This is a genomic window from Terricaulis silvestris (genome assembly GCF_009792355.1).
Classification (GTDB): Bacteria; Pseudomonadota; Alphaproteobacteria; order Caulobacterales; family Aquidulcibacteraceae; genus Vitreimonas; species Vitreimonas silvestris.
Genome location: NZ_CP047045.1, coordinates 1,014,557 through 1,038,174, shown reverse-complemented (window position 1 = coordinate 1,038,174; position 23,618 = coordinate 1,014,557). Strand labels below are relative to the sequence as shown.

At 63.7% G+C, this 23,618-nt stretch carries 25 protein-coding genes; 15 read left to right on the top strand and 10 right to left on the bottom strand.

All coding sequences use genetic code 11. From position 1 onward, the window contains the following. The first annotated feature begins 112 nt into the window (after positions 1-112). Positions 113-1,030 (top strand): iron-containing redox enzyme family protein, encoded by a 918-nt coding sequence (locus DSM104635_RS04950; protein WP_158765139.1) that lies wholly within the window; start codon positions 113-115, stop codon positions 1,028-1,030. Then, positions 1,027-1,953: a methyltransferase gene (locus tag DSM104635_RS04945; protein WP_228445863.1), complete on the top strand. Its 927-nt coding sequence runs from the start codon at positions 1,027-1,029 to the stop codon at positions 1,951-1,953. The genes DSM104635_RS04950 and DSM104635_RS04945 overlap by 4 nt, the downstream gene beginning before the upstream one ends. Before the next feature lie 172 nt (positions 1,954-2,125). On the opposite strand, the gene DSM104635_RS04940 is transcribed toward DSM104635_RS04945, so the two are convergent. From DSM104635_RS04940 to DSM104635_RS04925, 4 genes are all read right to left on the bottom strand, one after another. Continuing rightward, positions 2,126-3,076: a hypothetical protein gene (locus DSM104635_RS04940; protein ID WP_158765138.1), complete on the bottom strand. Its 951-nt coding sequence runs from the start codon at positions 3,074-3,076 to the stop codon at positions 2,126-2,128. Between the two features lie 57 nt (positions 3,077-3,133). Next, the gene (proC, locus tag DSM104635_RS04935) at positions 3,134-3,952 is read right to left on the bottom strand and encodes a pyrroline-5-carboxylate reductase (RefSeq protein WP_228445861.1); all 819 of its coding nucleotides are present in this window, start codon (positions 3,950-3,952) and stop codon (positions 3,134-3,136) included. Then, entirely contained in the window at positions 3,949-4,455 is a 507-nt protein-coding gene (locus DSM104635_RS04930) for a type III secretion system chaperone family protein (protein WP_158765137.1), read from the bottom strand. The genes proC and DSM104635_RS04930 overlap by 4 nt, the downstream gene beginning before the upstream one ends. 175 nt (positions 4,456-4,630) lie before the next feature. Beyond that, complete coding sequence (locus DSM104635_RS04925; RefSeq protein WP_158765136.1) at positions 4,631-4,885, bottom strand: accessory factor UbiK family protein; 255 nt, start codon at positions 4,883-4,885, stop codon at positions 4,631-4,633. Between the two features lie 78 nt (positions 4,886-4,963). Between DSM104635_RS04925 and lgt the strand changes: the two genes are divergently transcribed. The 5 genes from lgt (at position 4,964) to DSM104635_RS04900 (ending at position 9,650) form a co-directional block, all read left to right on the top strand. Continuing rightward, positions 4,964-6,001, top strand: coding sequence for a prolipoprotein diacylglyceryl transferase (gene lgt, locus DSM104635_RS04920; protein ID WP_228445859.1), 1,038 nt, complete (start codon positions 4,964-4,966; stop codon positions 5,999-6,001). Then, the gene (locus DSM104635_RS04915) at positions 5,998-7,041 is read left to right on the top strand and encodes a class I SAM-dependent methyltransferase (RefSeq protein ID WP_158765135.1); all 1,044 of its coding nucleotides are present in this window, start codon (positions 5,998-6,000) and stop codon (positions 7,039-7,041) included. The genes lgt and DSM104635_RS04915 overlap by 4 nt, the downstream gene beginning before the upstream one ends. Then, positions 7,038-7,799, top strand: a complete 762-nt coding sequence (gene pgeF, locus DSM104635_RS04910) for a peptidoglycan editing factor PgeF (RefSeq protein WP_158765134.1) — start codon at positions 7,038-7,040, stop codon at positions 7,797-7,799. Before DSM104635_RS04915 ends, pgeF begins: the two co-directional genes overlap by 4 nt. 9 nt (positions 7,800-7,808) lie before the next feature. Continuing rightward, positions 7,809-8,582, top strand: a complete 774-nt coding sequence (locus tag DSM104635_RS04905; RefSeq protein ID WP_158765133.1) for a M15 family metallopeptidase — start codon at positions 7,809-7,811, stop codon at positions 8,580-8,582. A gap of 132 nt (positions 8,583-8,714) precedes the next feature. Continuing rightward, positions 8,715-9,650 (top strand): ribose-phosphate pyrophosphokinase, encoded by a 936-nt coding sequence (locus DSM104635_RS04900; RefSeq protein ID WP_158765132.1) that lies wholly within the window; start codon positions 8,715-8,717, stop codon positions 9,648-9,650. Positions 9,651-9,689: 39 nt separating this feature from the next. Here the strand turns inward: DSM104635_RS04900 and DSM104635_RS04895 are convergent, their stop codons facing one another. Both DSM104635_RS04895 and DSM104635_RS04890 read right to left on the bottom strand, forming a co-directional pair. Continuing rightward, on the bottom strand, positions 9,690-10,382 hold the full coding sequence (locus DSM104635_RS04895; protein WP_158765131.1) for a response regulator: 693 nt from the start codon (positions 10,380-10,382) through the stop codon (positions 9,690-9,692). Next, positions 10,372-11,802, bottom strand: coding sequence for a sensor histidine kinase (locus tag DSM104635_RS04890; RefSeq protein WP_158765130.1), 1,431 nt, complete (start codon positions 11,800-11,802; stop codon positions 10,372-10,374). The genes DSM104635_RS04895 and DSM104635_RS04890 overlap by 11 nt, the downstream gene beginning before the upstream one ends. Before the next feature lie 156 nt (positions 11,803-11,958). Between DSM104635_RS04890 and DSM104635_RS04885 the strand changes: the two genes are divergently transcribed. The 4 genes from DSM104635_RS04885 (at position 11,959) to pth (ending at position 16,852) form a co-directional block, all read left to right on the top strand. After that, positions 11,959-13,878, top strand: coding sequence for a potassium transporter Kup (locus DSM104635_RS04885; RefSeq protein ID WP_228445857.1), 1,920 nt, complete (start codon positions 11,959-11,961; stop codon positions 13,876-13,878). A gap of 659 nt (positions 13,879-14,537) precedes the next feature. Then, a complete protein-coding gene (locus DSM104635_RS04880; RefSeq protein ID WP_158765128.1) occupies positions 14,538-15,464 on the top strand; it encodes an alpha/beta fold hydrolase in 927 nt (308 codons plus the stop codon). A 69-nt stretch (positions 15,465-15,533) separates the two neighbouring features. Then, entirely contained in the window at positions 15,534-16,199 is a 666-nt protein-coding gene (locus DSM104635_RS04875) for a 50S ribosomal protein L25/general stress protein Ctc (RefSeq protein WP_158765127.1), read from the top strand. Between the two features lie 41 nt (positions 16,200-16,240). After that, entirely contained in the window at positions 16,241-16,852 is a 612-nt protein-coding gene (gene pth, locus DSM104635_RS04870) for an aminoacyl-tRNA hydrolase (protein WP_158765126.1), read from the top strand. On the opposite strand, the gene DSM104635_RS04865 is transcribed toward pth, so the two are convergent. Beyond that, positions 16,849-17,190 (bottom strand): hypothetical protein, encoded by a 342-nt coding sequence (locus DSM104635_RS04865; protein WP_158765125.1) that lies wholly within the window; start codon positions 17,188-17,190, stop codon positions 16,849-16,851. The two genes, pth and DSM104635_RS04865, sit on opposite strands and share 4 nt — an antisense overlap. A gap of 149 nt (positions 17,191-17,339) precedes the next feature. Here DSM104635_RS04865 and DSM104635_RS04860 point away from each other — a divergent pair, with 149 nt between their 5' ends. Then, positions 17,340-18,083 carry a hypothetical protein gene (locus DSM104635_RS04860; protein ID WP_158765124.1) on the top strand — a complete coding sequence of 248 codons (744 nt, stop codon included), beginning with the start codon at positions 17,340-17,342 and terminating at the stop codon, positions 18,081-18,083. On the opposite strand, the gene DSM104635_RS04855 is transcribed toward DSM104635_RS04860, so the two are convergent. Beyond that, a complete protein-coding gene (locus tag DSM104635_RS04855; RefSeq protein ID WP_158765123.1) occupies positions 18,080-18,499 on the bottom strand; it encodes a hypothetical protein in 420 nt (139 codons plus the stop codon). The genes DSM104635_RS04860 and DSM104635_RS04855 overlap by 4 nt on opposite strands. Positions 18,500-18,575: 76 nt before the next feature. On the opposite strand from DSM104635_RS04855, the gene ychF reads away from it, so the two are divergent. Together ychF and DSM104635_RS04845 are read left to right on the top strand one after the other, a co-directional pair. Continuing rightward, positions 18,576-19,673, top strand: coding sequence for a redox-regulated ATPase YchF (ychF, locus tag DSM104635_RS04850; RefSeq protein ID WP_158765122.1), 1,098 nt, complete (start codon positions 18,576-18,578; stop codon positions 19,671-19,673). Next, the gene (locus tag DSM104635_RS04845) at positions 19,666-20,880 is read left to right on the top strand and encodes a multidrug effflux MFS transporter (protein ID WP_158765121.1); all 1,215 of its coding nucleotides are present in this window, start codon (positions 19,666-19,668) and stop codon (positions 20,878-20,880) included. Before ychF ends, DSM104635_RS04845 begins: the two co-directional genes overlap by 8 nt. On the opposite strand, the gene DSM104635_RS04840 is transcribed toward DSM104635_RS04845, so the two are convergent. Together DSM104635_RS04840 and DSM104635_RS04835 are read right to left on the bottom strand one after the other, a co-directional pair. Beyond that, the gene (locus DSM104635_RS04840) at positions 20,877-21,848 is read right to left on the bottom strand and encodes a retroviral-like aspartic protease family protein (RefSeq protein WP_158765120.1); all 972 of its coding nucleotides are present in this window, start codon (positions 21,846-21,848) and stop codon (positions 20,877-20,879) included. The two genes, DSM104635_RS04845 and DSM104635_RS04840, sit on opposite strands and share 4 nt — an antisense overlap. Before the next feature lie 74 nt (positions 21,849-21,922). Beyond that, the gene (locus DSM104635_RS04835) at positions 21,923-22,867 is read right to left on the bottom strand and encodes an aspartyl protease family protein (RefSeq protein WP_158765119.1); all 945 of its coding nucleotides are present in this window, start codon (positions 22,865-22,867) and stop codon (positions 21,923-21,925) included. Between the two features lie 91 nt (positions 22,868-22,958). Between DSM104635_RS04835 and DSM104635_RS04830 the strand changes: the two genes are divergently transcribed. Continuing rightward, entirely contained in the window at positions 22,959-23,618 is a 660-nt protein-coding gene (locus tag DSM104635_RS04830; protein WP_158765118.1) for a dienelactone hydrolase family protein, read from the top strand.

Here is a 23,618-nt window from a genome sequence, read left to right as displayed (position 1 = left end):
AACTCCAGACAGCGAATTTGAGTTGCCAAGCGATCAAGCCCCGGCTTGGAGTTGCCCGTCAAGCGGGCGCGCCACGGTAACGGGACGCGCAGCGCAGGAGGTGGGTGATAACATGGCGGACGGTACACTGGCGGGACGGCTGCGACCGCATCCGCACCACGATCATGAGCTGCAGGCGAAGCTGGCATGCTGGAACCGTGCGCGGCTGGCGCCGCAAACGCCAGGCAAGGACTGGCGCGCGGCGCTCGACGCTGAGCACGCGATGCGGGCCGAGGAGATCGCGTTCGTTGAAACGACACGTGCGGCGCAGGCGGATCGTGCGACGCGGGCGCCGACAAAGCCTGGGCCGTTCGTGGAGTGGTACGAGGCCCTGAAGGAGAATGGGCCAGGGCAAGGTGACGCCCTCTTCCCGTGGCTGGCGGCGCGAGCCACAAAAGATGAGATGCGTTGGTTCGTCGAGCAGGAAGCGGCGGGCGAGGCCGGGTTCGATGACCTGGTAGCGATGGCGCAGGTGAAGGCGCCGGTGCAGGCGAAGCTGGAGCTGGCGCGGAATTATTGGGACGAGATGGGGCGCGGCAACGCCAAGGGCATGCACGGGCCGATGTTGGATGCGCTCGTGCTTGCGATGGGCGTGACGCCGAAGATTGAGACGACGCTCGCGCCGTCGCTGGCGCTCGGCAATACGATGGCGGCGTTGGCGACGAACCGGGCGTATGCATATCACGCTATCGGCGCGCTGGGCGTGATCGAGTTGACGGCGCCCGGGCGCGCGGCGCTGGTGAGCGAAGCGCTGCGGCGGCTGAAGATTTCCGCGAAGGCGCGGCATTACTTTGATCTGCACGCGGTGCTGGATGTGAAGCATTCGGAAGCGTGGAACCGCGAAGTGCACTACTCTCTGGTGGCCGAGAAGCCGGAATGTGCGCGCTACATCGCTGAAGGCGCGCTGATGCGGCTGCAGTGCGGCGCGGATTGCTTCGAGGCCTACCGCCGCCACTTTTGGGGCGGCGACGGCAGCACGGCGCCGGCGTGAGCGAGAAGATCGCTGCGCTCAAGGGGCTGCTGCTGACGCTGAAGCAGCGCGAGTACCGTTTCATCACGCCAACGCCCGCCACGCATGCGCGCGTGATCGCGCGTGAAGGCAAGCAGCAGGCGAAAGATCTGCGCGACGTGTTCGGCTGGAGCCTGCCGTTCGCGCCGGGCGTGGTGGACGACACCCTGCTATCGTTCCTGCGCGGCGCGGATATGCTGGAGGAACGAGGCGGCGAAATGCTGCGGAGCTTGGTCCGGGTGTCGAGCCTTGAGGACAATTTCTTCCTGCACTCGGCGTTTCCAACCACGCGATCGGACTCGGTGTTCTTCGGGCCTGACTCTTATCGCTATGCGAATTTCCTGATGGACACGCTGCCGAACCTGCCGGCGCGGACGCATGTGGTGGACATCGGAGCGGGGTCCGGGATTGGGGCGCTGACGGCGGTGCGCTCACTGCCGCCGCTGAAGGTGACGCTGACGGACATCAATCCGCTGGCGCTTGAGTTGGCGCGGGCGAATTGGGAAGCGGCGGGGTTCGAGGACGCGGCGTTCGTGGAGTGCGACGCGCTCTCCGGCGTGACGGAGCCGATCGATCTGATCATCGCCAACCCGCCCTACATCGCCGACCCGGCGCGCCGCGCCTATCGCGACGGCGGCGGCATGCATGGCGGAGCGATGTCGGTGCGCTGGGCGCAAGAGGCGGCGCGGCGGCTAGAGTCCGGCGGCGTGTTTGCGCTCTACACTGGCAGCGCCATGGTCGGTGGCGATGATCCGCTGCGCAATGCGCTTCTGGAAGCGTTGGCGGATTTCGATGTCCTCTACGGCGAGATCGATCCGGACGTGTTCGGCGAAGAGCTGGAGCGCGAAGACTACGCCGACGTGGAGCGGATCGCGGTTGTGGGTGTGGTGGCGGTGAAGCGCTAGCGCCTATGGAGCGCCGGCGTCCTCGCCGGCACTCTTGGCCCGCTTCGCCTTCGACAAGCTCAGGCTGACGCTACTGCAGGCGATGGAGCGAACGCTAACAATGGCGTCACCCTGAGCCTGTCGAAGGGCGGCGCCGCGCACAAACCGCCGGCGAGGGCGCCGGCGCTCCATATCAGCGCAAAACCATGCTCCGCAGCGCATTCGACAACAGCGTTGTCGCCCTCGCCCGGTCTTTCCAGCTCAGCACCACAGCAGGTCCGGTGTCTGTCTTGTTGACGTCGACAACGTAGAGCCGCCCGCTCTCGTGTTCGCGGAGCACATCAAGGCCGCCCCAATCGAGTTTCATCTCGGCGCAGAAACTTTCGATCTGCGCGAGCTCCGCCCGTGAGAACACCTCGCCGGGATTTTTCACAACGACGCTGCTGTTCTGGATCGAGAAGCGCGCGCTAGCGGGCTTCTTCTTGACGAACACAACGACCGGCTTGCCGCCAACACACGCGGTGCGGAGATCGTGGGCCCAGCCATCTGCGCCTTCTGTCTTGATCACGCGCTGATAGCTCTTGCCTTCGAGCCGCGCGGTTGGGCATTGCACGACGTGGCCATCGTGCAAGCCGTTGCCCTCCCCTTTCTCAACGGCTTCGCCGAAGTGCGTCGTTGGATCGAGCGCGAGCGGATAGCCGAAGGCACGCTCCATTGCTTCGGCAACGTAAGTCTTGGACACATTGCCAACGCCAAAGTTGAACGCGCGCGCGTGGTGTGGCGGTGGCGGACTGGCTTGAGTCTGATCTTCGAAATAGATCGCCGCGTCGGCGGCTTCGGGTGAGTTGGCGAAGCGCATGCCGCCCCAGATCGTCGCGGCCCAGAGTATGTACCAAGGGCGCGGGCGGTGCGGCGTGAAGTAAATGCGCGGGCCGGTCTTGCCGCTGAGGTGCGACCACAGCCCGTGCAGCCGCACGAACGCGTAATACGTGAACCAGCGGCCGATATCCTTCCAGAGCTGCCAGTCGTTCTTGAAACGCACGCCGGTGGATTTGACGTGGACGTAGCCGTCCACGAGTTGGAAATCCCTGATCCACGCGCCGCGCTGCGTGGTGTTGCCTGGTGCGAAATCGAGTGTAGCCACTTGCCCGTCCTGGGCCGCGTTCTGCCAAAAACGTGTGGCGGTGAAAAGGCGTTGCGCTCAGCGCTTGCCGAGATCGCGCGAACGCTGCGCTGCAGCAGAGACGGCACGGCGCAGCAGTGGGCCGAGGCCGTCAGCGGACGCCAGCACGTCAAGCGCGGCTTCGGTGGTGCCGCCGGGCGATGTGACTTGCTTGCGCAATGTGCTGGCGGTTTCGCCGGTCTCCAGCATCAGCGCGCCGGCGCCGGCAACGGTGCGGCTGGCGAGACGCATGGCGGTGTCTTTATCCAAGCCCTCCTGCTCCGCGGCGGCAGCGAGCACTTCAGCGAGCAGGAAGACGTAAGCGGGGCCGGAACCGGAGACGGCTGTGACCACATCCATCAAACGCTCAGCGGCGATGGGTTCGACCGTGCCAAGCGGTTCAAGCAATTGCTCGATCAGCGCGCGATCTTCTTCAGTGCACGCGGGCGATGCAACGTAAGCTGTAACACCGCGGCCAATGCGCGCCGGCGTGTTGGGCACGCTGCGGATGACGCGCGTGGCGTTCAGTTCGCGGCAGAGCGTGTCGATGGTGACGCCCGCCATGATTGAGAGCACGCGCGTGTCGGGGCCGACGAATTTGCGCGTCGCTTCTGCAGCAGCTGCAAAGGTCTGCGGCTTCACCGCCAGCACGACGACATCCACCGGACCGGGGTCCGGCGGATTGAGCACGGCGCCGACGGCGTCGAGTTCGCGTTCGAGTTCAGGATCGAAGTTCGGCTCAACAACGGTGAGCGTCAGGCCCCCGCCCTTGCGCACGGCTTCAATCCAGCCGCGCACCAGCGCGCCGCCCATGGCGCCCGCGCCGACCAGTGCAATCGAAGGAGAGTCTAAGCTCACGCTTCTCCGACGGTTTCGAACAATGCCGCTTGCGAGGCATCGTCCGCCGACATTCCGCCTAAAATGAGGAAGTGAAACGCAGGCTGAAACCGTTCGGCGGCGTCGAGAGCAGCGGCGCACATGGCTTGCACTTCGCCGATCGAGATTTCGTCGCGGCCAATCATCGGCATGGCGTGGCGGAAAATGATCGTGCCGTCATCGGACCAGACATCGAAATGGCCGAGCCAGAGATTTTCGTTGATCAAACCAGCAAGGCGCACCGCTTCGGCGCGGCGCGACACCGGCGCTTGCAGATCGAAGCCCAGCGTGAACAGCAACGCCGGCAGCTCGCCGCGATAGCTGAAATAGCCGACCGTCTCGCCCGTCGAGCATTTGAAGCTGAAATGGACATCGCCATCCTCGGCGCGTTCGGATTTGAAGCGGTCGTCGGCGCTCAGCACCGTCTCAACCGTGTCCATCGGGTCTGTCGAGATTTCGACTTCGTCGTCGAGATAGAGATCCATGAAGCGTCCCCCTTAGGGCCTCCATAGCCCCGTGGTCTGCCGGTCCGATCTCTTCGCCTTGGATGCGCGCATTGAAAGCGCGTCGAATCAAAGCCCCGATCACTAGCTAAGCGCTTTGAGTATTTCGCGAAACTTAACGGCGCAGAGTTCCGCGGGATCGACGCAAGAACTTCGTTTACGCTCGATCCTTCAGCAGCGCTTCGAGCGCTGCGACGCGGGCCTTCAGGTCGTCGGCTTCGGCGCGGGCGTCTGCCGCAAGCTGCTTGACGGCTTCGAACTCGTCGCGGCCTACAAGGTCCATTTCTGCTACGAAACGGTCGGCCTGGGCGCGCATGAAGCCCTTGGCTTCCTCGTTCATGCCCTGGGCCATGCCCATCGCGCCCGTCATCAGCCGGGCGAGGTCGTCAAACACGGAGCTTTGCGTTTGCATGTGGATCGTTCCCTGGGAGGTGTCTATGAAACCGCCCAAAGCCGCGCAATGCGGCCTAACAGCCAAGGGTGAGTCCGGGTGATCCTCGAAGCCATCACATTCCCCAACATCGATCCGGCGGCGCTAACGATTCCGCCGATCTTCGGGTTCGGGCCGTTTCACCTGCGCTGGTATGCGCTTGCCTACATTGTCGGCCTTGTTCTCGGTTGGCGCTGGATGGTGTGGCTGATCCGCCGCGACAAGCTCTGGGCGCCAGGCCGGCCCGCGATGAGCGTACCTCAAGCGGATGACTTTCTATTCTGGGCAACGCTCGGCGTGATCTTGGGCGGACGCTTGGGCTACGTGCTGTTTTACAAAACCAACATGCTGTGGACCGCGCCTCTGGAAATCTTCCAGATCTGGCAAGGCGGCATGAGCTTCCACGGTGGCTTGCTTGGCGTCGCGGTGGCAGCGTGGTGGTTCTCGCGTCAAACGCACGTCAACGAAGAGCAATACGAAAAGCTCGCGGCGAAGCACGCCGTCGAGAAAGCGCCGGACGGCAAAGACAGCGAATACACACGGCTTGGCGACAAATGGATTCTGAAAACCGAAGTGGAAGCGGCGCGCACCAAGGCGAAGACGGACAAAGTCGATCTGCTGCACTTGGGCGATGTCGCCGCGGCGGCGGCGCCGATCGGGTTGTTCTTTGGCCGCATCGCCAATTTCATCAACGGCGAATTGTGGGGCCGCGTCACTGACAGTCCGTTCGGCATGATCTTCTGTAACGATCGCCTGCGCGACCAAAGCGGCGGTGTCTGCCCCGCCGGCGTCGAGCCCCGCCATCCCAGCCAATTGTACGAGGCCGCGCTTGAAGGCATCGCACTGTTTGCAATCATCAACATCGCGACGCTGAAATACGACACCCTGCGCCGCCCTGGCATGAATGTCGGCATTTTCCTGGTGGTCTACGGCCTCTTCCGCGCGCTGCTGGAAACGGTGCGTGAACCTGACGCGCACATGCCCGAGGCGCTGCGCGGCGTCATCACCATGGGCATGCTGCTCTCAATCCCAATGATCCTGCTCGGCGTCTGGCTGATCAACCGTGCACTGAAGCAACCGAAGCTGGCGGCGGCGTGAGCCTGCGCGAGCGATTGGTCGAACACATCCGTGAAAACGGGCCGATGACGGTCGCGGAATTCATGGCGGCGTGTTTGTACGATCCGGAGGACGGCTATTACGCGACGCGCCCGCAAATCGGCGGCGCCAGCGCGGATTTCCTCACGGCGCCCGAAGCAAGCCAGATGTTCGGCGAGCTGATCGGTCTCTGGTGCGCACACGAATGGGACGCATTCGGCAAGCCCGCGTTCAACTTCATCGAGATCGGCCCAGGCCGTGGCGTGCTGATGCAGGACATGCTGCGCGCGACGCGCGGCATTCCGGGTTTCGGCGAAAACTCGAACATCGTGCTGGTGGAGACAAGCGCGCCGTTGCGCGACGAGCAAGCTGAGCGCGTACCGGACGCGGAATGGACGGTGCGCTTGGACGATGCGCCGCCCGGGCCTTCGCTGATCGTGGCGAATGAGTTTCTGGACTGCTTGCCAGTGCGCCAGTTCGTGCGCGGCGAGGAAGGCTGGCATGAGAAGCTGGTGGGCGCAGATGAAGTTGGCGCACTGATCTTCGGCTTGAGTGCGCCGATTGGCGCTGAGGAAACTGAGGACGAGATCGGCGCGGTGCGTGAGATTGCGCCGGCGCTTGAGGCCGTCGTGTACGAGTTGGAGCGGCGCTTACACGAAGCGCCAGGGCGCGCGCTGTTTATTGACTATGGCTACGTGCGGCCCGAGGGCGCGGACACACTGCAAGCGCTGAAGAACCACAAGAAAGTCGATGTGCTTGATGCGCCGGGCGAAGCGGACCTAACGGCGCATGTCGATTTCGGCCGGCTGGCCACGTTGGCGGAGAATGCAGGACTCGCCGTGCACGGCCCGATCGCGCAAGGACAATTCTTGCGCACGCTGGGGCTTGAGGTCCGCGCCGATGCGCTCGCGCAAGCCAACCCGCAACACAGCGAACGCCTCCGCCGCGAAGTGCATCGGCTCACGCATGTTGAGCAGATGGGGGCGTTGTTCAAAGTAATCTGCATTTCGAGCCCGAACTTGCCGGCGCCGGCGGGATTTTGAGCGCGGCCTCCCCTCCGGCGTTTCACGCTGACGTGTTGGCCGGCGTGCGGCATGGATTCTTCGGACGCGAAGGCGGCGTGTCACGCGGCATCTACGCGAGCCTCAATGCGGGCACGGGATCGGACGACGACGTGGTCGCTGTTGCCGACAACCGCGCGCTGATTGCGCAGGCGATGGGCGTCGAGCCGACGCATCTGATCGGCGTGCATCAGGTGCATTCGCCGAACGCGGCGTTTGTGGATGCGCCGTGGACAGGTGAGCGGCCGCAGGCGGATGCGCTGGTGACGACGGTGCGCGGGTTGGCAATTTCGGTGCTGACGGCGGATTGCACGCCGGTGCTGCTGGCGGATGCGGACACCGGCGTGATCGGCGCGGCGCATGCGGGGTGGAAGGGCGCGTTGGGTGGCGTGCTGGAAAGCGCCGTAGCGCTGATGCGCGAACATGGCGCAACGCGGATCGCAGCGGCGATCGGGCCGTGCATTCATCAGCGCTCGTATGAGGTTGGACCCGAGTTTGAGGCGGCGTTCCTCGCGCGTGATGCGGGGTTTGCGCGGTTTTTTGTTCCTGGCAAAGGCGACCGACGCTTGTTCGATCTGCCAGAGTTCTGCGCCGATCGTTTGAAGCAAGCGGGGGTGGTGGAGATCGAAACGCTGCCGCTCGATACTTACACAGAAGAAAGCCGCCTCTTCAGCCACCGCCGCAGCGTGCATCGCAAGGAACCGGGCTATGGCCGGAATTGCGCCGCCATCGCGCTCTAGCGTGCATGCATGAGCGTGTTTGGAACTTTGCAAGCGCTGCGCGAAAAGCCGATCCCAGCGCCGCGCGAGAAGCGCGGGTATCGCGACATTCCGATCGATGTCAGCGGCGCGTCGAACAAAGAGCCGATTGTCCGCGCCGATGCCTTCGACATCGCCGGCGAGAACTATTACGCTTCAACCCGCAACCCGCCCTACTATCACGCTGTACCTGGCGCGATCGATGTCATCGCTATGCGCGAAGGCGCGGCGAAACGCTTGCGCGATGTGAACGCGAAACTGGCGGCGGCTGAGCTTGAGCTGTGGGTGTTCGATGCATGGCGCCCGCAAGCGGTTCAAATCTATTTCCACGACCAGTGGTTTCCGCGTGTGCTGAAGCAACGCGATCCTTCGCTCTCCGGCGATGCATTGCTGGCGCAGGTCGAAACGTACTGGGCCGCCCCAAGCGCCGGTGCCGATGCGCCCTCGCCGCACGCCACTGGCGGCGCCATTGATCTCACCATCCGCTGGCGCGGCGGCGATCCGCTGTGGATGGGGTCGTTGTTCGATGACGCTTCCGAGATCGCCCACACTGCTCATTTCGAAGGCGCCGCGACCGACGCCGCGTTCTCGTTCTCCGCCGAGGAAGCGCGGGCCAACCGGCGTTTGCTCTATTGGCTGATGCGCGAGGCCGGTTTTGCCTCCAATCCGAACGAATGGTGGCACTTCAGCTATGGCGACCAGATGTGGGCGCAGCAGGCCGGCGCGCCCGCCGCACTCTATTCCGGCGCCGATTACACGCCGTAGGGGTGCGCCCTGCCGTGTGGCGGCTGCGACACGGCGCGCTTTCCCTTCATAAATGTGCAGCAAAAGCTTTCGCGTCTGCCGAGTCGCGGAGTAGAGACACGGCCATCCGGAACGCGACGGGGCCCGCTTCCCATGAAACTACTCGCCGCCAACTCGAACGTCGCGCTCGCTCAGTCGATCGCGGACCATTTGGACACGCCGCTGGCGCAAGCGGAGTTCAAGCGGTTCAAAGACAACGAAGTCTTCGTCGAGATTCAGGAGAACGTACGCGGCGAGGATGTGTTCTTCATCCAGTCGACGTCGTATCCGGCCAACGATCACTTGATGGAATTGCTGATCGGCATCGATGCGCTGCGGCGCGCGTCGGCGCGGCGCATCACCGCGGTGATCCCCTATTACGGCTACGGCCGGCAGGATCGCAAAGTCGGTGGACGCACGCCGATCTCGGCGAAGCTTGTTGCGAACCTGATCACCACCGCCGGGGCCAATCGCGTGCTGACGCTGGAGCTCCACGCCGGCCAGATCCAAGGCTTCTTCGACATCCCGACCGACAACCTCTTCTCCACGCCCGTGCTAGAACGCGACATTCGCGAAACCTGCAAGGACACGACCAAGCTGATGGTCGTGTCTCCGGACGTTGGCGGCGTGGTGCGAGCGCGGGCGTTGGCCAACAAGTTGGGCGCCGATCTCGCCATCGTCGATAAACGCCGCGAGAAGGCCGGCGTCTCCGAAGTGATGCACATTATCGGCGACGTCGAAGGCCGCGAGTGCATTCTGATCGACGACATCGTCGACAGCGGCGGCACACTCTGCAATGCCGCTGAAGCGCTGCTGAAGGAAAAGGCGAAGTCTGTCTCCGCCTACATCACCCACGGCGTGCTCTCGAACGGCGCGTCGAAGCGGATCGACGAGTCGAAGCTGAAAGAGCTCGTCATCACCAACTCGATCGACCCAAACGGCCGCAAGACCAAGTGCGAGAAAGCCCGCGTGATTTCCGTCGCCGCGCTGATGGGCGACGCAATCTGGCGGATCGCAAATGAGCAGAGCGTTTCCAGCCTGTTCGAGTGACATAACGGCGCGGCGTAATCCGCCATTCGCCGCAAACGGTCATTGGGAAGACTGGACTAAGCGATAGCCAACTGCTGGTTCAGAGATGATGTAGCGAGGGTTGTTGGGCTCGGCTTCGAGCTTCCCGCGCAGCTGACTGATATAGACGCGCAAGTATTGGACATCGGCGCGTTCTGATCCCCACACGCTTTTTAGGAGCTCACCGTGCCGCACGACCGCGCCAAGGCGCGCGGCGAGATGCGCTAGTATGGCGTATTCTTTTGGTGTGAGGTCAATCTCCTTCCCACTCAACCGGACCACGCGCGCGGCGAGATCTATTGCGAGCGCGCCAGTGTGGACCGTCGGCGGCGCACCCCCACTCTGCACGCCGTGGCGAAGCGCCGCGCGCACGCGCGCCAGCAATTCATCGACACCGAAGGGCTTGGTGACATAGTCGTCCGCGCCGGCGTCGAGGGCGGCGACTTTCATGGCTTCGGCGTCACGCGCTGAGATGACGACGATCGGTGTCCATGCGTCGCGGCGGATGGCGGCGATAAGGCTGAGGCCGTCGCCGTCCGGCAAGCCGAGGTCCACCAACACAATGGCCGGACAGTGATGGGCAATGGCGCGTGTCGCGTCGGCCAACGCGCCGGCTTCGACAACGCGATAACCTGCTGCCTTTAGCGTTGTTGAGAGCGATCGGCGAAAGGCAGGGTCGTCTTCGACGATGAGCGCGCAGATTTCAGCCAACATAAACGACCTCTTTGACGGCGGCCGCGAACGTGATGGTGAACACCGCGCCACCTTCCGGCCGGTTGGCGGCGACAATGCGGGCGCCTTGGGCTTCGAGAAATCTGCGCGCCATGGTGAGGCCAAGACCGAGGCCGGGTGCGCGGCCATCATCAGGGGCGCCGCGCACGAAACGCTCGAACAGTCGCGCCGGATCATCGCCAAGGCCTGGCCCGGTATCACTGATCTCGATCACCACTTCTCCGCCGCGCCGTGAGGCCACGATCCGAACCGGCGCGCCGCCATGACGCAGTGCGTTTGACACGACGTTCGCCAGCGCGCGCACCGCGAGTTCCAGGTCGGCTGAGATCAGAGGCAGATTCTCCGCCACCTGCGCGTCAACGATATTCGCCGAGGGCGCATACTCTGCCCGCAGTCGGGCGATCAGATCTCTGGGCGCGATTGTTTCGATCCTTACGGGTGCGGCAGCAACGCCAATGCGCGACGCGTCGAGCAAGGTATCGACCATTTCCGCCAGCCGGCGCGCCTCGGCCTCTGCCAAGGCGAGAAGTTCGTCGCGGGTCTCAGGCGGGTGATCGGCGGCGAAACGCTGCAGGCTCTGCAACGTGAAAACAATCATCGACAACGGCGTGCGCAGATCGTGTGAGACGCCGGCTAGAAGTTCGGTCTTCAATCGTTCGCGTTCGACTTCGAGGCGCGCAGCTTCCGCGGTCCGGGCCACGCGTGCGCGCTCCATCGCAACACCGGCTTGGGCGGTGATCTGCTCGGCGGCCCGTCGAATCTCCGGCGCCAGAGGTTCGGCGGCGTTGACGCCAAGGGCCATTTCGCTGCGGCCAGCAAACACCACGGGCCAAAACGCCCATGAAGAAGGGCTGGGCGCATCGAGGGAGGGCGTGAAGGGCTGCTTGGTGCTCATCGACCAACGCGCGGCGGCCCGGGCGGCATCGCCAAAGCCACTGCCCCAATGGCGATCGCTCGCATCCACCAACAGCGCCGCCCGCCCGCTTAAGGCGGACAGACTATCGACGACGGCGTCGGCTATTTCGTCCTCCGCACCGCTCGCGGCCAAACGCGTGGCGAGGCTCTGCAGCAAGAGCGCTTCCCTTGCGCGCCGCTCTGCGTCGAGCGCAGCCGCGCGCGCACGAGCGGCGATGGCGCTGACCAGCGCGCCGACCAGCGAAAACAACAAAAGCGCTGCGGCATCCTGCGCACGGGCAACTACGAATGTGTAGCGCGGTTCGACATAGAGATAGTTGATCGCCAGGGCGCTGAGCAGAGCCGCTCCAAGCGACGCCCAAAGGCCGTAGCGGATCGCCGCGACAACGATAGGCACCACAAAAAAGAGCGCGAGGCTCTGCGGATCGAGCCAAGCCTCGGCGGCTCGTGCAAGCAACGCTGCAAGCGCGATCAACACGCATGTCACCAGCGCCGCTCCAAGGAACGGCCTGAAACGCGAGGGCGGGGACGGCGGAAACGTCACGGAATGTCGGCCTATAGATGTCCGTTCCGGAGGCACGCTTCAACCACATGGAATCTTTATGCCGAGGCGTGCGAAGGCGGACGCATCGGAGAACCGCCCTTGCATAAGCCTGCCACGTCCACGCCCGTCGCGCCGCCCTCCGCTGAGACCCACCGGAAGGCCGGGTTCTGGACCCTGGCGATCGCTGCGATCGGGGTCGTCTACGGCGATATCGGCACCAGCCCGCTTTACGCTTTCAGAGAGTCCATCGCTCACGTAGCGCACACGCAGGGTGGGGTTTTGCGCACGGACGTGATCGGCGTGATCTCGCTGATGCTGTGGGCGCTGATCGCAATCGTGTTGCTGAAGTACGTCTTCATCCTCCTGCGCCTCGATAATCGCGGAGAAGGCGGCACGCTTTCGTTGATGGCCCTCGTCCAGCGTGCTCTCGGCAAACGCACGCCCTTCTTGTTTCTGATGGGCGTGCTCGGCGCCGGACTCTTCTACGGCGACGCCATGCTGACGCCCGCGATCTCGGTCCTGTCCGCGGTCGAAGGACTTGCGGTCCTTCCCCAACTCACCGGACGGATCGAACCGTTCATTATGCCGATTACGCTGACAATCCTTGTCGTTCTCTTCCTGGTGCAGCGAACAGGGTCCGGCCGCGTCGGCGCCTGGTTTGGGCCGATATGTGTAGTCTGGTTTGGCGCGCTTGCATGGCTCGGCCTGATGCATTTGAGCGACGATTGGGGTGTGCTGGCGGCGTTCAATCCCCTCAACGCGGCGACCTTCATGATGGACCACGGCCTGCTGGGCTTCGTCGTTCTTGGCTCGGTGTTTTTGACCGTCACCGGCGCGGAGGCCCTCTACGCCGACATGGGCCATTTCGGACGCAAGCCGGTTGCCGCTGGCTGGATCTGGCTCGTGTTTCCGTGCCTTGCACTCAACTATCTCGGCCAAGGCGCGATGGTGTTGGCTAATCCTGCGACGCTGTCCAATCCGTTCTTCTTGATGCCGAGCGAAGAATGGCGACCCGCGCTTGTTGTTCTGGCGACAATGGCGACGATCATTGCGAGCCAAGCGGTCATTTCCGGGGCCTACTCACTCACGCAGCAAGCCATCCAACTTGGACTGCTGCCGCGCATGCAGATTTTGCAAACCTCGGCCCGCCAATACGGTCAGATTTATATGCCGCAGGTGAACTACATGCTGATGGCGGGCGTGCTGTTTCTAACCTTCGTCTTCGGTTCGTCGAGCGCGCTCGGCGGCGCCTACGGCGTCTCAGTGATCGGCGCGATGATCACGTCGTCGCTGCTGGCGGTACTCGCGATCTGGAAGGTGTTGAAGCGACCGCTGTGGTTTGCCATCGCGCTAATGGCGCCGTTCATTCTCCTTGAGGCGGTGTTCCTTGGCGCCAACATGCTGAAACTGTTCAGTGGCGGTTTCGTGCCATTGGTTATCGCTGGCGTCTTCATAATCATCATGTGGACCTGGGTTCGCGGTTCAAACTTGCTTCAGTTGCGAACTCGGCAAGAAGCCGGCATCGGCGCGCTTATGGAGATGCTCGCTCTATCGCCGCCGCTTCGGGTTCGCGGAACGGCGGTGTTTCTCACCGCTGATCCAAACTCGGCGCCGACGGCGCTGATGCACAATCTCAAGCACAATCAGGTGCTGCACGAGAACATCGTGCTGCTGACGATCAAGTCTTCCGCCTCGCCACGGGCGAGCGAGGCTGAACGGGTCAAGATCGAAACCCTGCGCCCCGACGTACATCTCGTCACGCTCACGTTCGGCTTCATGGAAACGCCGAATGTCGGCCGTGGACTGGCGCTCGCGCGCGATCACGGGCTGCAGTTCGACATTATGACAACGTCGTTCTTCCTGAGCCGGCGCGCGCTCGTGCCGACGCCGAAGAGCGCCATGCCGCTCCGGCAGGATTTGCTGTTTATCTTCTTGGCGCGCAACGCCACCAACGCGACCGAGTTCTTCCATATTCCCACGTCGCGCGTCGTGGAACTGGGAAACCAGGTGGCCATCTAGGGCCAAAACGGAAAATGGGAGGATAGAGCCGCCCTCTATCCCACACTCTGGCCTCGTCCTCCCTCCGTTAGGGGAGGTGTCGCGCGCATCGCGCGCGACGGAGGGGAGAGCGCAAAGGCTTGTAAACAAGGGCGCTGCCCCCTCAGTCATCGCTCGCGCGATGACAGCTCCCCCTATCGGGTGAGCACAAGCGGAGCAGGAATCTATCCGACCGAATTGACACCGCGCGTACAGTGTCTCCGTCCGCACACGGGAGATTTCGAAGAGCTCCGAAACTTTGGAATGTGTGGACACGGTCGGTGGGGTTTGTCTTCGGGGAATGAAACCGAAGAGTCCAAGGTTCGGAAGCCTTGCCCACGAGCACCGGCGAACTGGGAATGGAGCTAAGCCGAGAGGCGCTCACACCGCCTTGAAAGCAACGAGCAGAAGGCGACTCCTCGTCCCAGGCCGGGAAAAAACGATCGGATACGGGGCGCGTGTGACGCGCAGTCCGCCGAAGCTCGCAAGAGCGAAGGCGGAAACCCTAGAGACTACTCAGCGCGAACCACGCGCCCCGGCTCCCACTTGGAGCAGAAAAATCCTCAACCTGCGCCTCGCGGCGTCGCACGCGGCTGCGCGTTCGCCGACCGGCGGATGACGCGCCGGGCGGAAATAGCTACATGGCGCTGATGCGCAGGCTCCTCTCCCACATCGCCATCCTTGCTTTGAGCCTGGTCGCCGCCGCGTGCGCGGGGTCGCCGCCGGAAGACGGGCCGGATAGGTTTCCGACCTCGGGCGACTACCCAGCCGGCACGATGGAGCGGATCGACTTCACCGCGGGCGTGCCGGAGCATTGGCGCATCTCAGCGCTGCAAACCGCCGCCCGTCCCGAGGCCAGCTGGAAGATCGTCATCATCACCGGCACGCCGTCCTGGAGCGAATACTGGGCGCCAACCATCGCCGCAGCGCCAGCGACGCGCGAGATGATCGTGGCCGACCGACCAGGCTTCCGAACCTCCGAGCCGCAAAACGCTGTCCGCGATATCGCCAAACAAGCCGAGGCGCTGGCGCCGATGTTGGAAGCGCGGCCCGGCCAGCGCGTGCTGCTCGTAGGCCAAAGTTTCGGCGCACCGGTCGCGACTCTGATGGCGCAGCGCTACCCGGACCGGGTCGATGCGATGGTGCTGGTGTCAGCCTTCTTCGGCGATCGCGGCCCAACCGCGCGGCGCATGATCGGCGTCGGCCAGATCGTCCGGCCCCTGCTGCAGCGCGATCTTCGTAACGCCATTACCGAGATCACCACCCAGCGGCCGCAGCTGCCCGCAGTCTGGCCGGCGCTCCGGGGCTTACAGCAGCCCATCGTCTTCCTGCACGGGGACAACGATACCTTCGTCCCCCTCGAGGCCGATCAGCGCATCGCGGCCGAGTACGGCCATACTCTGATCACCGTCCCCGGCGGGGACCATTTTCTGAACGCCTGCTGCGTCCCGGCGCTCTGGGAAGCCATGGAGCAGGCCATCGCGGAGGCCGAAGGCCGGGAAGAGGCGGCCCCGCCCGCGACCCAGCCAGCGGACCCCGATCCGACGCGGGGGCCCGCCTTGCAGTAATCCCGGCCTTCCGCTAGAAGCCCCGCTTCCATTTTTACCGGCGCCCCGGAATTTGAAGGCTCGAAGGCCATGGCTGGCATTGTTCTGAACGTTGAAAAGCGCGAAAAAATCGGCACCGGCGGCGCTCGCGCGACCCGCAATTCCGGCCTGATCCCCGGCGTCCTTTACGGCGGCAAGCGCGGCTCGATCCCGATCGAAATCAAGGCCAAGGACGTCGAGACGGCGCTCCGCTCCGGCAAGTTCCTCTCGCACATGGTGGAGTTGATCCACCAAGGCGAGAAGCAGCCGGTGATCCCGCGCGCGATCCAGTTCCACCCGGTGACCGACAAGCCGATCCACGTCGACCTCTATCGCGTCGAAGAAAACGCCGAGATCGCCATCGACGTCGTCGTGCACTTCAAAAACCACGGCGACAGCCCCGGCCTGAAGCGCGGCGGCGTGCTGAACGTCGTTCGCCACACCATCAAGCTGAAGTGCCAAGCCAACAAGATTCCGGAAGAGATCGTCGTCGACCTCACCGGTATGGACATCGGCGACTCGCTCCACATCTCGCAGGTCACGCTGCCGGAAGGCACGCGCCCTGTGATCCGCGACCGCGACTTCACGGTTGCGACCGTCGCCGGCCGCAAGGCCGAAGTCGAACCGACGACCACGACCGCCGCAGCGCCGGTGGAAGGTGAAGCAGTGGCGGAAGGCGATGCCGCCGCCGGCGACGAGAAGAAGAAGGAAGGCTAAGCGCCTTCCCTTCCCTCAACAGGGAAGCTTAGAAGGCGACCATGCTGCTCCTCGTCGGCCTCGGCAATCCGGGCGCGAAATACGCGGGCAACCGGCACAATATCGGCTTCATGGCAGCCGACGCGATTGCGCGCGCGCATGGCTTTGGGCCGTGGAAGAAGAAGTTTCGCAGCGAAGTGTGCGAAGGCGCGATTGGCGGCGTGCGCGCGCTGATCATGAAGCCGCAGACCTACTACAACGACAGCGGGCACGCGGTGGCGGAGGCGTCGCGCTTCTACAAGATCGCACCGAAGGATATCGTCGTGTTTTACGACGAGATCGATCTCGCGCCCGGACGCTTTCGCATGAAGACGGGCGGTGGCGCTGCCGGCAATAACGGCGTGCGCTCGATTGCGGCCTGGCTCGACGAAGATAACTTCCGCCGCGCGCGCTTAGGCACCGGGCATCCCGGACATGCCGACATGGTGCAAGGCCACGTGCTCAGCGACTTCGCCAAGAGTGAACGCGAATGGGTCGATAAGCTGCTCGACGCTTTGGCGCAGTCTGCGCCGTTGCTGGCGCAAGGCGAGGACGAGAAGTTTCAGGGCGAAGTGTTGCGCCTTGCGCCGGCGGTGAAAGCCAATCCGCGTCAGCAGAAGGACGAGACGCCTTAGCGCGTTCTTCCCGCGCGCACGATCTTGCGGCGGGTACCGCAAAGATTGCTGACCGAGCCGGTAACACCGGCTTTGCGCATTGCGATCTCGGCTTTCGCCATATCCCATTGCGGCACGTAGAGAACGCGGTCGATTGCGCTGACATGCTTCAAGCGCTTGGCAGCGCGTTCGAGGTGGCGCTCAGAGCCGCTGCGGTCGGTCTCTTCGGCGCGGCGCCCTTCGCGCTCACGTTCGGCGAAACGGCGGCGGCGAATGCGGTCGGGTTCGAAATAGACGAGGTTGTCCGGGGGCGCGTCGGCGTCTTGAAAGAAGCGGCGATTCCAGCGGTGCTGAGCCATCGGGGCTCCTCGTCTTGTGGATATCTGACGATTCGCGGTACAGGCGTTCGCGGCGAGCGCCAAGCAAAAGCACTGCTTCTCTTCGCAACCGAAACGAATTTCCGTATGAAAACGCGGCACGCGCGCGCTTTGGGGGAAGACGACCGAACATGCCGATCGCTCTACTGATCACGTGGATTCCGTCGATCATCTGCGCCCTACACGTGGTGCGGACCGGCCAGCAAATGTACTGGCTCTGGATCCTCGTGATCGGCGGACCGCTGGGTGCGGCGTTTTACTTCTTCGCTGTCATGCTGCCGGACATGATGGGCGGGCGCACCGCGCGCAATGTCGGCAAGGCGGCGCGCCAGGCGCTCGATCCAGAACGCGATTTTCGCAACGCCATGCGCGCGCTTGAGGACACGCCAACTGTCGGCAATCGCATGAAGGTGGCGCAGGCCGCCGAGGCGCTCGGACGTTGGAGCGATGCCGAGGCGCAGTGGGCGCTTTGTGTCGAAGGACACTGGGCTGAAGACCCGACCATTCTAATGGGACACGCCAATGCGTTGCTTGAGCTTGGGCGCTACGCGGGGGCGGTGCAGCGCTTGGAGCAGCTTAAAGCGCTCGGCCGCGAGGGCTCGACACCGGTTGTCGCGCTGGCGTTTGCGCGCGCTTACGAGGGCTTGGGCCGCAACGAAGAAGCCGACGATGCGTATCGCTTCGCGGCGGATCGGGTGCCAGGATTGGAAAGCGGCGCGCGCTATGTGGCGTTCATGGCGAAGCTGGGACGCAGGGAAGATGCCGAGATCGGCATGGCCGAGATTGAGCGCCGCTTGCAGAAGATCGCACCGCCGCTGCGGCCGGAAGCGCGTGTATGGCGCGATTTGGCGGCGAAAGCGCTAGGACGCGGTTAGCGCCGCTGGAGCATGCCTGTCGATGGCGAGCCATCGTTGCCCACGGGTTGCAGCGATACTTCCAAGCTGTTGGCGCTCTGCTGCTCGATTGTGATCACCACGTGAACAGCGCAGCGATCGACATCTTCGGTGATTGTCTCCTGTAGCGTCCATCGCTCGCCCTGGCGGCGTGCATCGGTCCAAACACCGGCGCAGGGAAAAGCATCGTACTCAACCTTGCCAACCGGATCGCCGTCGCGGTCGAGGTTGATGTGAACCGAGAGCGTGTACTGTGGGATGTCGCCGTTCTCGGCGATCACGCCGGTCCAGTGGCCCACCATAGCGCCGGGGCTGCGGTCGATCTGAGCTGCGGCGGGTGCGGCGATAAGCGCGGCGAAACCGAGCGATGCAATGGCGGCTATTAGCTTTGTCAGCATTGGGGCCTCCCTGGCGCTTCAAGTATCACGCGTGCTGGGCTAGGTCATCCGCACACATTTCAAGGACTTCAGACACATGGGTTTCAAGTGCGGCATCGTGGGGCTGCCGAACGTCGGCAAGTCGACGCTGTTCAATGCGTTAACGAAGACGGCTGCAGCGCAGGCGGCGAACTATCCGTTCTGCACGATCGAGCCGAACGTGGGCGAAGTGGCGATGCCTGAGCCGCGGCTGGATAAGCTGGCGGCGATCGCCAAGTCGAAGGAGATCATTCCCACGCGGATGAATTTCGTCGACATCGCGGGGCTGGTGCGCGGCGCGTCGAAGGGCGAAGGGCTGGGCAATCAGTTCTTGGGCACTATTCGCGAATGCGACGCTGTCGTGTACGTGCTCCGCTGTTTTGAGAACGACGACATTACACACGTCGAAGGCCGTATCGATCCGATCGCGGACCTGGAGACGGTCGAGACCGAGCTGATGCTGGCGGATCTGGAAAGCTTGGATAAGCGCGTCAGCAATCTCGAGAAGAAAGCCAAGGGCGCCGACAAAGAGTCGAAGCTCACGCTGGAACTGGTGCTGCGCGCCAAGGCGCTGCTGGAAGACGGCAAGCCGGCGCGGCTGACCCAACGCGCGACCGAAGAGCAAAAGGCGTTCGAGATGCTGCAGCTCTTGACCGCCCTGCCCGTGCTTTACGTGTGCAACGTCAACGAAGCAGATGCTGCCGGCGGCAACGCGCACACGGCGCGGGTGCAGGAGCGCGCAAAGCAAGAGCACGCGGCGTGCGTGGTGATTTGCGCGCAGTTGGAAGCCGAGATCGCGGCGCTGAGCGACGAAGAGCAGGCAGAGTTTCTGGAAACTGTCGGCCTCCAAGAGCCGGGGCTGACGAAGCTCATTCATGCCGGCTACGATCTGCTTGGCCTGCAGACATACTTCACGGTTGGCCCCAAGGAAGCGCGCGCGTGGACGATCCAGAAGGGTTGGACGGCGCCGCAGGCCGCGGGCGTCATTCACGGCGATTTCGAAAAGGGTTTCATTCGCGCTGAGACGATCTCCTATGACGACTTTATCACCTTCAACGGCGAGGTCGGCGCCAAGGAAGCCGGCAAGATGCGGCTTGAAGGCAAAGAGTACGTCGTCAAGGAAGGCGACGTGATGCATTTCCGCTTCAATGCGTGAGGCTGCGCCCAAGCGGCCACTCTCCACGCCCGAGCTCGTCGCCATGGTGGCGACGCTTTCCGCGCTGAATGCGCTGGCGATCGATATCATGCTACCGGCGTTGCCCGACATCGGGCGCGCGTTCGGACTGACGAACGACAACGACCGCCAACTCGTCGTAGTGGCGTATATAGCTCTGTTCGGCGTGAGCCAGCTTGTGTACGGGCCGCTGGCCGATGCGTTCGGGCGGCGCAGCGTGCTGATCTCTGCGCTGGGCATCTATATCTTGGGCTCGGTGCTGTGCGTTGTGGCGCCAACCTTCGAGCTCTTTCTCGCGGCGCGTGCGCTACAAGGCTTGGGCGCGGGTGCGACGCGGGTGATCGCGGTGACGGTGGTGCGCGATCTCACCGAAGGCCGGCGCATGGCGCAGGTGATGTCGATGGCGATGACCATCTTCATGGTGGTTCCGATCGTTGCGCCGAGTATCGGTCAGCTCATTCTATTCGTCGCGCCGTGGCGTTGGATCTTCGGAGGTTTGCTGCTTTACGCGCTCGCGATCACGGCCTGGTCGATGTGGCGGCTGCCGGAGACGCTGCGCCACGAGAACCGCACGCCGTTTCGGCCAGGCGCCATATTGGCTGCTTACGCAACTGTGCTGAGCAATCGCCAAATGGTGGGCTACATGATCGCAACCGTGTTTATCACGGCGGCGCTGTTTGCCTACATCACGGCGGCCGAGCAGATCTTTGTCGACGTGTACGATCTCGGCGCCGCCTTCCCGATTGCATTTGGGGCGATCGCGATTTCGATCTCCATCGGCACATTCCTCAATTCGCGCATCGTGGTGCGTCACGGCATGCGCCGGATTTCCCACACCATGACGCTGTGGTTCACGGCGATGGGGTTTGTGTTCACGGCGCTGACTCTAACGACGGGCGTATCGTTCTTGGCGTTCATGGTGCTGCTGGCGCTGACGTTCAGCGTGATCGGGCTGACATCGTCCAACTTTAACGCTCTGGCGATGGAGCCGATGGGGCGCGTCGCCGGATCGGCGTCGGCGGTATTTGGCGCGATGACATCGGCGGGCGGCGCTGCGTTGGGGGCGCTGATTGCGCGGGCGTTTGACGGAACGGTCGGGCCGTTTGCGCTCGGATTGTTTCTGGCGGGCCTAGCGACGCTGGGCGCGGTGCTCTGGACCGAGCGTGGCCGGCTGACGCTGAAGGCTTAGTCGGCCCGCAGCCGCGCCCGGCCACTCTCGACGCGCTCGCGGCGGAAAAAGAGCCGCGCATTGGCGTAGTCGATCTCCATGGCGCCGACTTGCGAAAGCGCGTCCATGCCGATCAGCAAAGTGGGTTCGTCCTGAAGTCCCCACAAATCGAATATGTGGAAGTCGGCAGGATACGCGTTCAGGTTACGAATGGTCAACTCGCCCATGCGCACGTCCGGGAGACGCAGAGAGAAATCGGTGAATCGGTGGCTGCCGGAGTCGGTCGAGGTCGCAAGAAACATCGTGGCGCGACGCTGGCGCGCGCGACCGAGGGCGGTTCTTAGGGCGTGATTGGCCAGCGTAACATCCGAGCCGCTATCGATGAGAACATTGACGGGAACGCCGTCGATGGTTGCGCGCGCAAGCAGAAGATTGCCCATGCGCAGTTCGCCCTGCACTGACCACCAGTTCTGGGGCGCGGCGTGCGCATCTCGCATGATTTCCATGCAGCCGCGCTCGAAATCGATGCGAAGTCTGTGCCCTCTCAATCCGTCAACGCCGAGAATGCCATGCTCGCTAAGCGCGCCACCATCCATGACCGGGAGGGCGGCGCTCTCAAGCCGCAAACCCTGAAACGTGATCGAATCGACATTCACAAGCGGCGCTAAGGCGACGCTCGCAATCGAATGGACTTCGCCGACGCTTGTGGATATCAAGCCGAGCTGCTCCGCGACCGCAGAAGACAGCACCGAGCGATTGGCGCCGGTATCGACGATGAAGCGGAATGGGCCCTGCCCATTGACCATCACCGGCGCTATGACGCGGCCGCTATAGTCGCGCTGCATGGTGGCGGCAGCGGTATCCGCTGCTACTGGGGTCATCGATGGTGCAGGTTCTGGCGCGGCGACGCACTCGGCGCTGGCCGCGCCCGAGAGCGCCAACCACATCGAAACGGCGGCCCCCGCCGTAGTCCGTTCGAGTCCTCCCATGCGCGGATGATTGCACGGTTTGGCGATTGCGCCAGCAGCTGCCCCTTCACATTCTCGTGCGAAATGCAGTCGGGCTAATTGACCGCCCAGCGGCCGCGGCGGCGGTCGCCGAGATCGAAGAAGACGCGTGCGCGGTCGTAGTCGATGGCCAGGCCTTTGGTCTGCGAAAGCACGTCCATGCCGATGAGAAGCGTCGGATCCTCCAGCAGGTCCCACAGCGCGAAGATGTGGAAATCGCCGACATAGGCGGCGACGTTGTCCAGTTCGAGTTCGCCCATCGAAAGCTGCGAGATGACCATGATGTTGTCGAGCACTACGGTTTGGCCCGCGGTGAACGCACGCGGCGCGCCGAAGGCCTCGTCGCTATCGCGCATGCGGGTGCGCAAGGCTTCCTGCAGCGCCGTGTTGGCCAGCGACGTGTCGGAGCCCGTGTCGATCAGGACATTGACGCGGACGCCGCGCACCGCGGCGCGCACCATCACAAGATGGCCGAAGCGCAATTCACCGCGCACCATTTCCCAGCCGCGCAGCATGCCGGCATTCCGCGCCGGCGTGATTTCGATACAGCGGCGTTCGAAATCCATGCGCAGACGCCGGCCTCGCATGCCATCGACGCCAAGCAAACCGTCTTCGCCCGCGAGTACCGGTCCCTCGAGCAAAGGCGTCGCGCCTGAAGGCAGATCGAGCGCGCCGTAGCGCAACGACGTTATCGACGCGAGCGGCGCTTCGCTCACATTGTCGATGGAATGCACCATACCTACGCCTGACGGGACGAGTCCCAGTTGCTCGGCTAAGCGGCGCGAGAGCACCGAGCGATTGGCGCCGGTATCGACGATAAAGCGAAACGGGCCTTGGCCGTTGACCATCACCGGTGCGACTAGGCGGCCCTGGCGGTCGTGCGCGGCGGGACCGGCGGCGGCGTCGGCCGGCAAGTCCGGCGCGGCGAGGCATTCTGCCCGCGCGGGCACGGCAGCGAACAGCGCCGCAACGAACGTGCAGATCAGGACGGCGACACGCATTACCGCCGACGATGGCCCTCCTCTAGCCGTCGCGCCAGTGGCTTTGACGGTTAGGCTCGACGCCGCGGCGCACTCGTGCGAGTGAGCGGCGATGCAGAAGACGATGCTCACAAGCGCCATAGACGGCGCGAAAATCATTGCCCTTTCCGCCGCTCCCGAGGATGCGCCGAGGGGCGGCGTGGTGGTGATCCAGGAGATATTCGGGCTCACCGATCACATTGCCGAGATGTGCCAAGTGTTCGCGGATGCGGGATACGCGGCGATCGCACCCGGGTTGTTCGATCGGGTGGAGAAGGACTTTCACGCGGCGCATGATCCGGACGGGATCAAGAAGGGCATCGGCGCCGTGATGGCCTCGCCTTGGCCGCAAGTGGTTTCGGATATCCAGGCCGCGATCGATGCACTGCCGCAACCTGTCTACGTCACCGGCTTTTGCTACGGCGGCGCCGCGACTTGGATGGCGACGGCGCAATGCACAGGGCTGAAGGCGGCGTCGTGCTTCTACGGGCGCTTGATCGCGGATCTGACCGACAACAAGCCGCGCGTTCCGGTGATGCTGCATTATGGAGCGCGAGATACTTCGATTCCGCCGGAGTATATCGAGCGCGTGCGCCTAGCGGCGCCGGACTCCCCTCTCTATCTCTACGATGCCGGACACGGCTTTTGCCGTGCTGGTTCACATGATTACGACGCGGCCTCGCGTGAGCTTGCGGTGAAGCGCACGCTGGATTGGTTCGCGCGTTGGCGTTGA

Bases quoted from the DNA above. Each gene is read 5' to 3' on its own strand.
- DSM104635_RS04900 (WP_158765132.1), top strand. From the start codon at position 8,715: ATGAAACTACTCGCCGCCAACTCGAACGTCGCGCTCGCTCAGTCGATC.
- DSM104635_RS04905 (WP_158765133.1), top strand. From the start codon at position 7,809: ATGAGCGTGTTTGGAACTTTGCAAGCGCTGCGCGAAAAGCCGATCCCA.
- DSM104635_RS04880 (WP_158765128.1), top strand. From the start codon at position 14,538: ATGGCGCTGATGCGCAGGCTCCTCTCCCACATCGCCATCCTTGCTTTG.
- pth (WP_158765126.1), top strand. From the start codon at position 16,241: ATGCTGCTCCTCGTCGGCCTCGGCAATCCGGGCGCGAAATACGCGGGC.
- DSM104635_RS04860 (WP_158765124.1), top strand. From the start codon at position 17,340: ATGCCGATCGCTCTACTGATCACGTGGATTCCGTCGATCATCTGCGCC.
- DSM104635_RS04930 (WP_158765137.1), bottom strand. From the start codon at position 4,455: ATGGATCTCTATCTCGACGACGAAGTCGAAATCTCGACAGACCCGATG.
- DSM104635_RS04895 (WP_158765131.1), bottom strand. From the start codon at position 10,382: ATGTTGGCTGAAATCTGCGCGCTCATCGTCGAAGACGACCCTGCCTTT.
- DSM104635_RS04925 (WP_158765136.1), bottom strand. From the start codon at position 4,885: ATGCAAACGCAAAGCTCCGTGTTTGACGACCTCGCCCGGCTGATGACG.
- DSM104635_RS04875 (WP_158765127.1), top strand. From the start codon at position 15,534: ATGGCTGGCATTGTTCTGAACGTTGAAAAGCGCGAAAAAATCGGCACC.
- DSM104635_RS04840 (WP_158765120.1), bottom strand. From the start codon at position 21,848: ATGGGAGGACTCGAACGGACTACGGCGGGGGCCGCCGTTTCGATGTGG.
- DSM104635_RS04865 (WP_158765125.1), bottom strand. From the start codon at position 17,190: ATGGCTCAGCACCGCTGGAATCGCCGCTTCTTTCAAGACGCCGACGCG.
- DSM104635_RS04845 (WP_158765121.1), top strand. From the start codon at position 19,666: ATGCGTGAGGCTGCGCCCAAGCGGCCACTCTCCACGCCCGAGCTCGTC.
- DSM104635_RS04855 (WP_158765123.1), bottom strand. From the start codon at position 18,499: ATGCTGACAAAGCTAATAGCCGCCATTGCATCGCTCGGTTTCGCCGCG.
- ychF (WP_158765122.1), top strand. From the start codon at position 18,576: ATGGGTTTCAAGTGCGGCATCGTGGGGCTGCCGAACGTCGGCAAGTCG.
- DSM104635_RS04950 (WP_158765139.1), top strand. From the start codon at position 113: ATGGCGGACGGTACACTGGCGGGACGGCTGCGACCGCATCCGCACCAC.
- DSM104635_RS04835 (WP_158765119.1), bottom strand. From the start codon at position 22,867: ATGCGTGTCGCCGTCCTGATCTGCACGTTCGTTGCGGCGCTGTTCGCT.
- DSM104635_RS04830 (WP_158765118.1), top strand. From the start codon at position 22,959: ATGCAGAAGACGATGCTCACAAGCGCCATAGACGGCGCGAAAATCATT.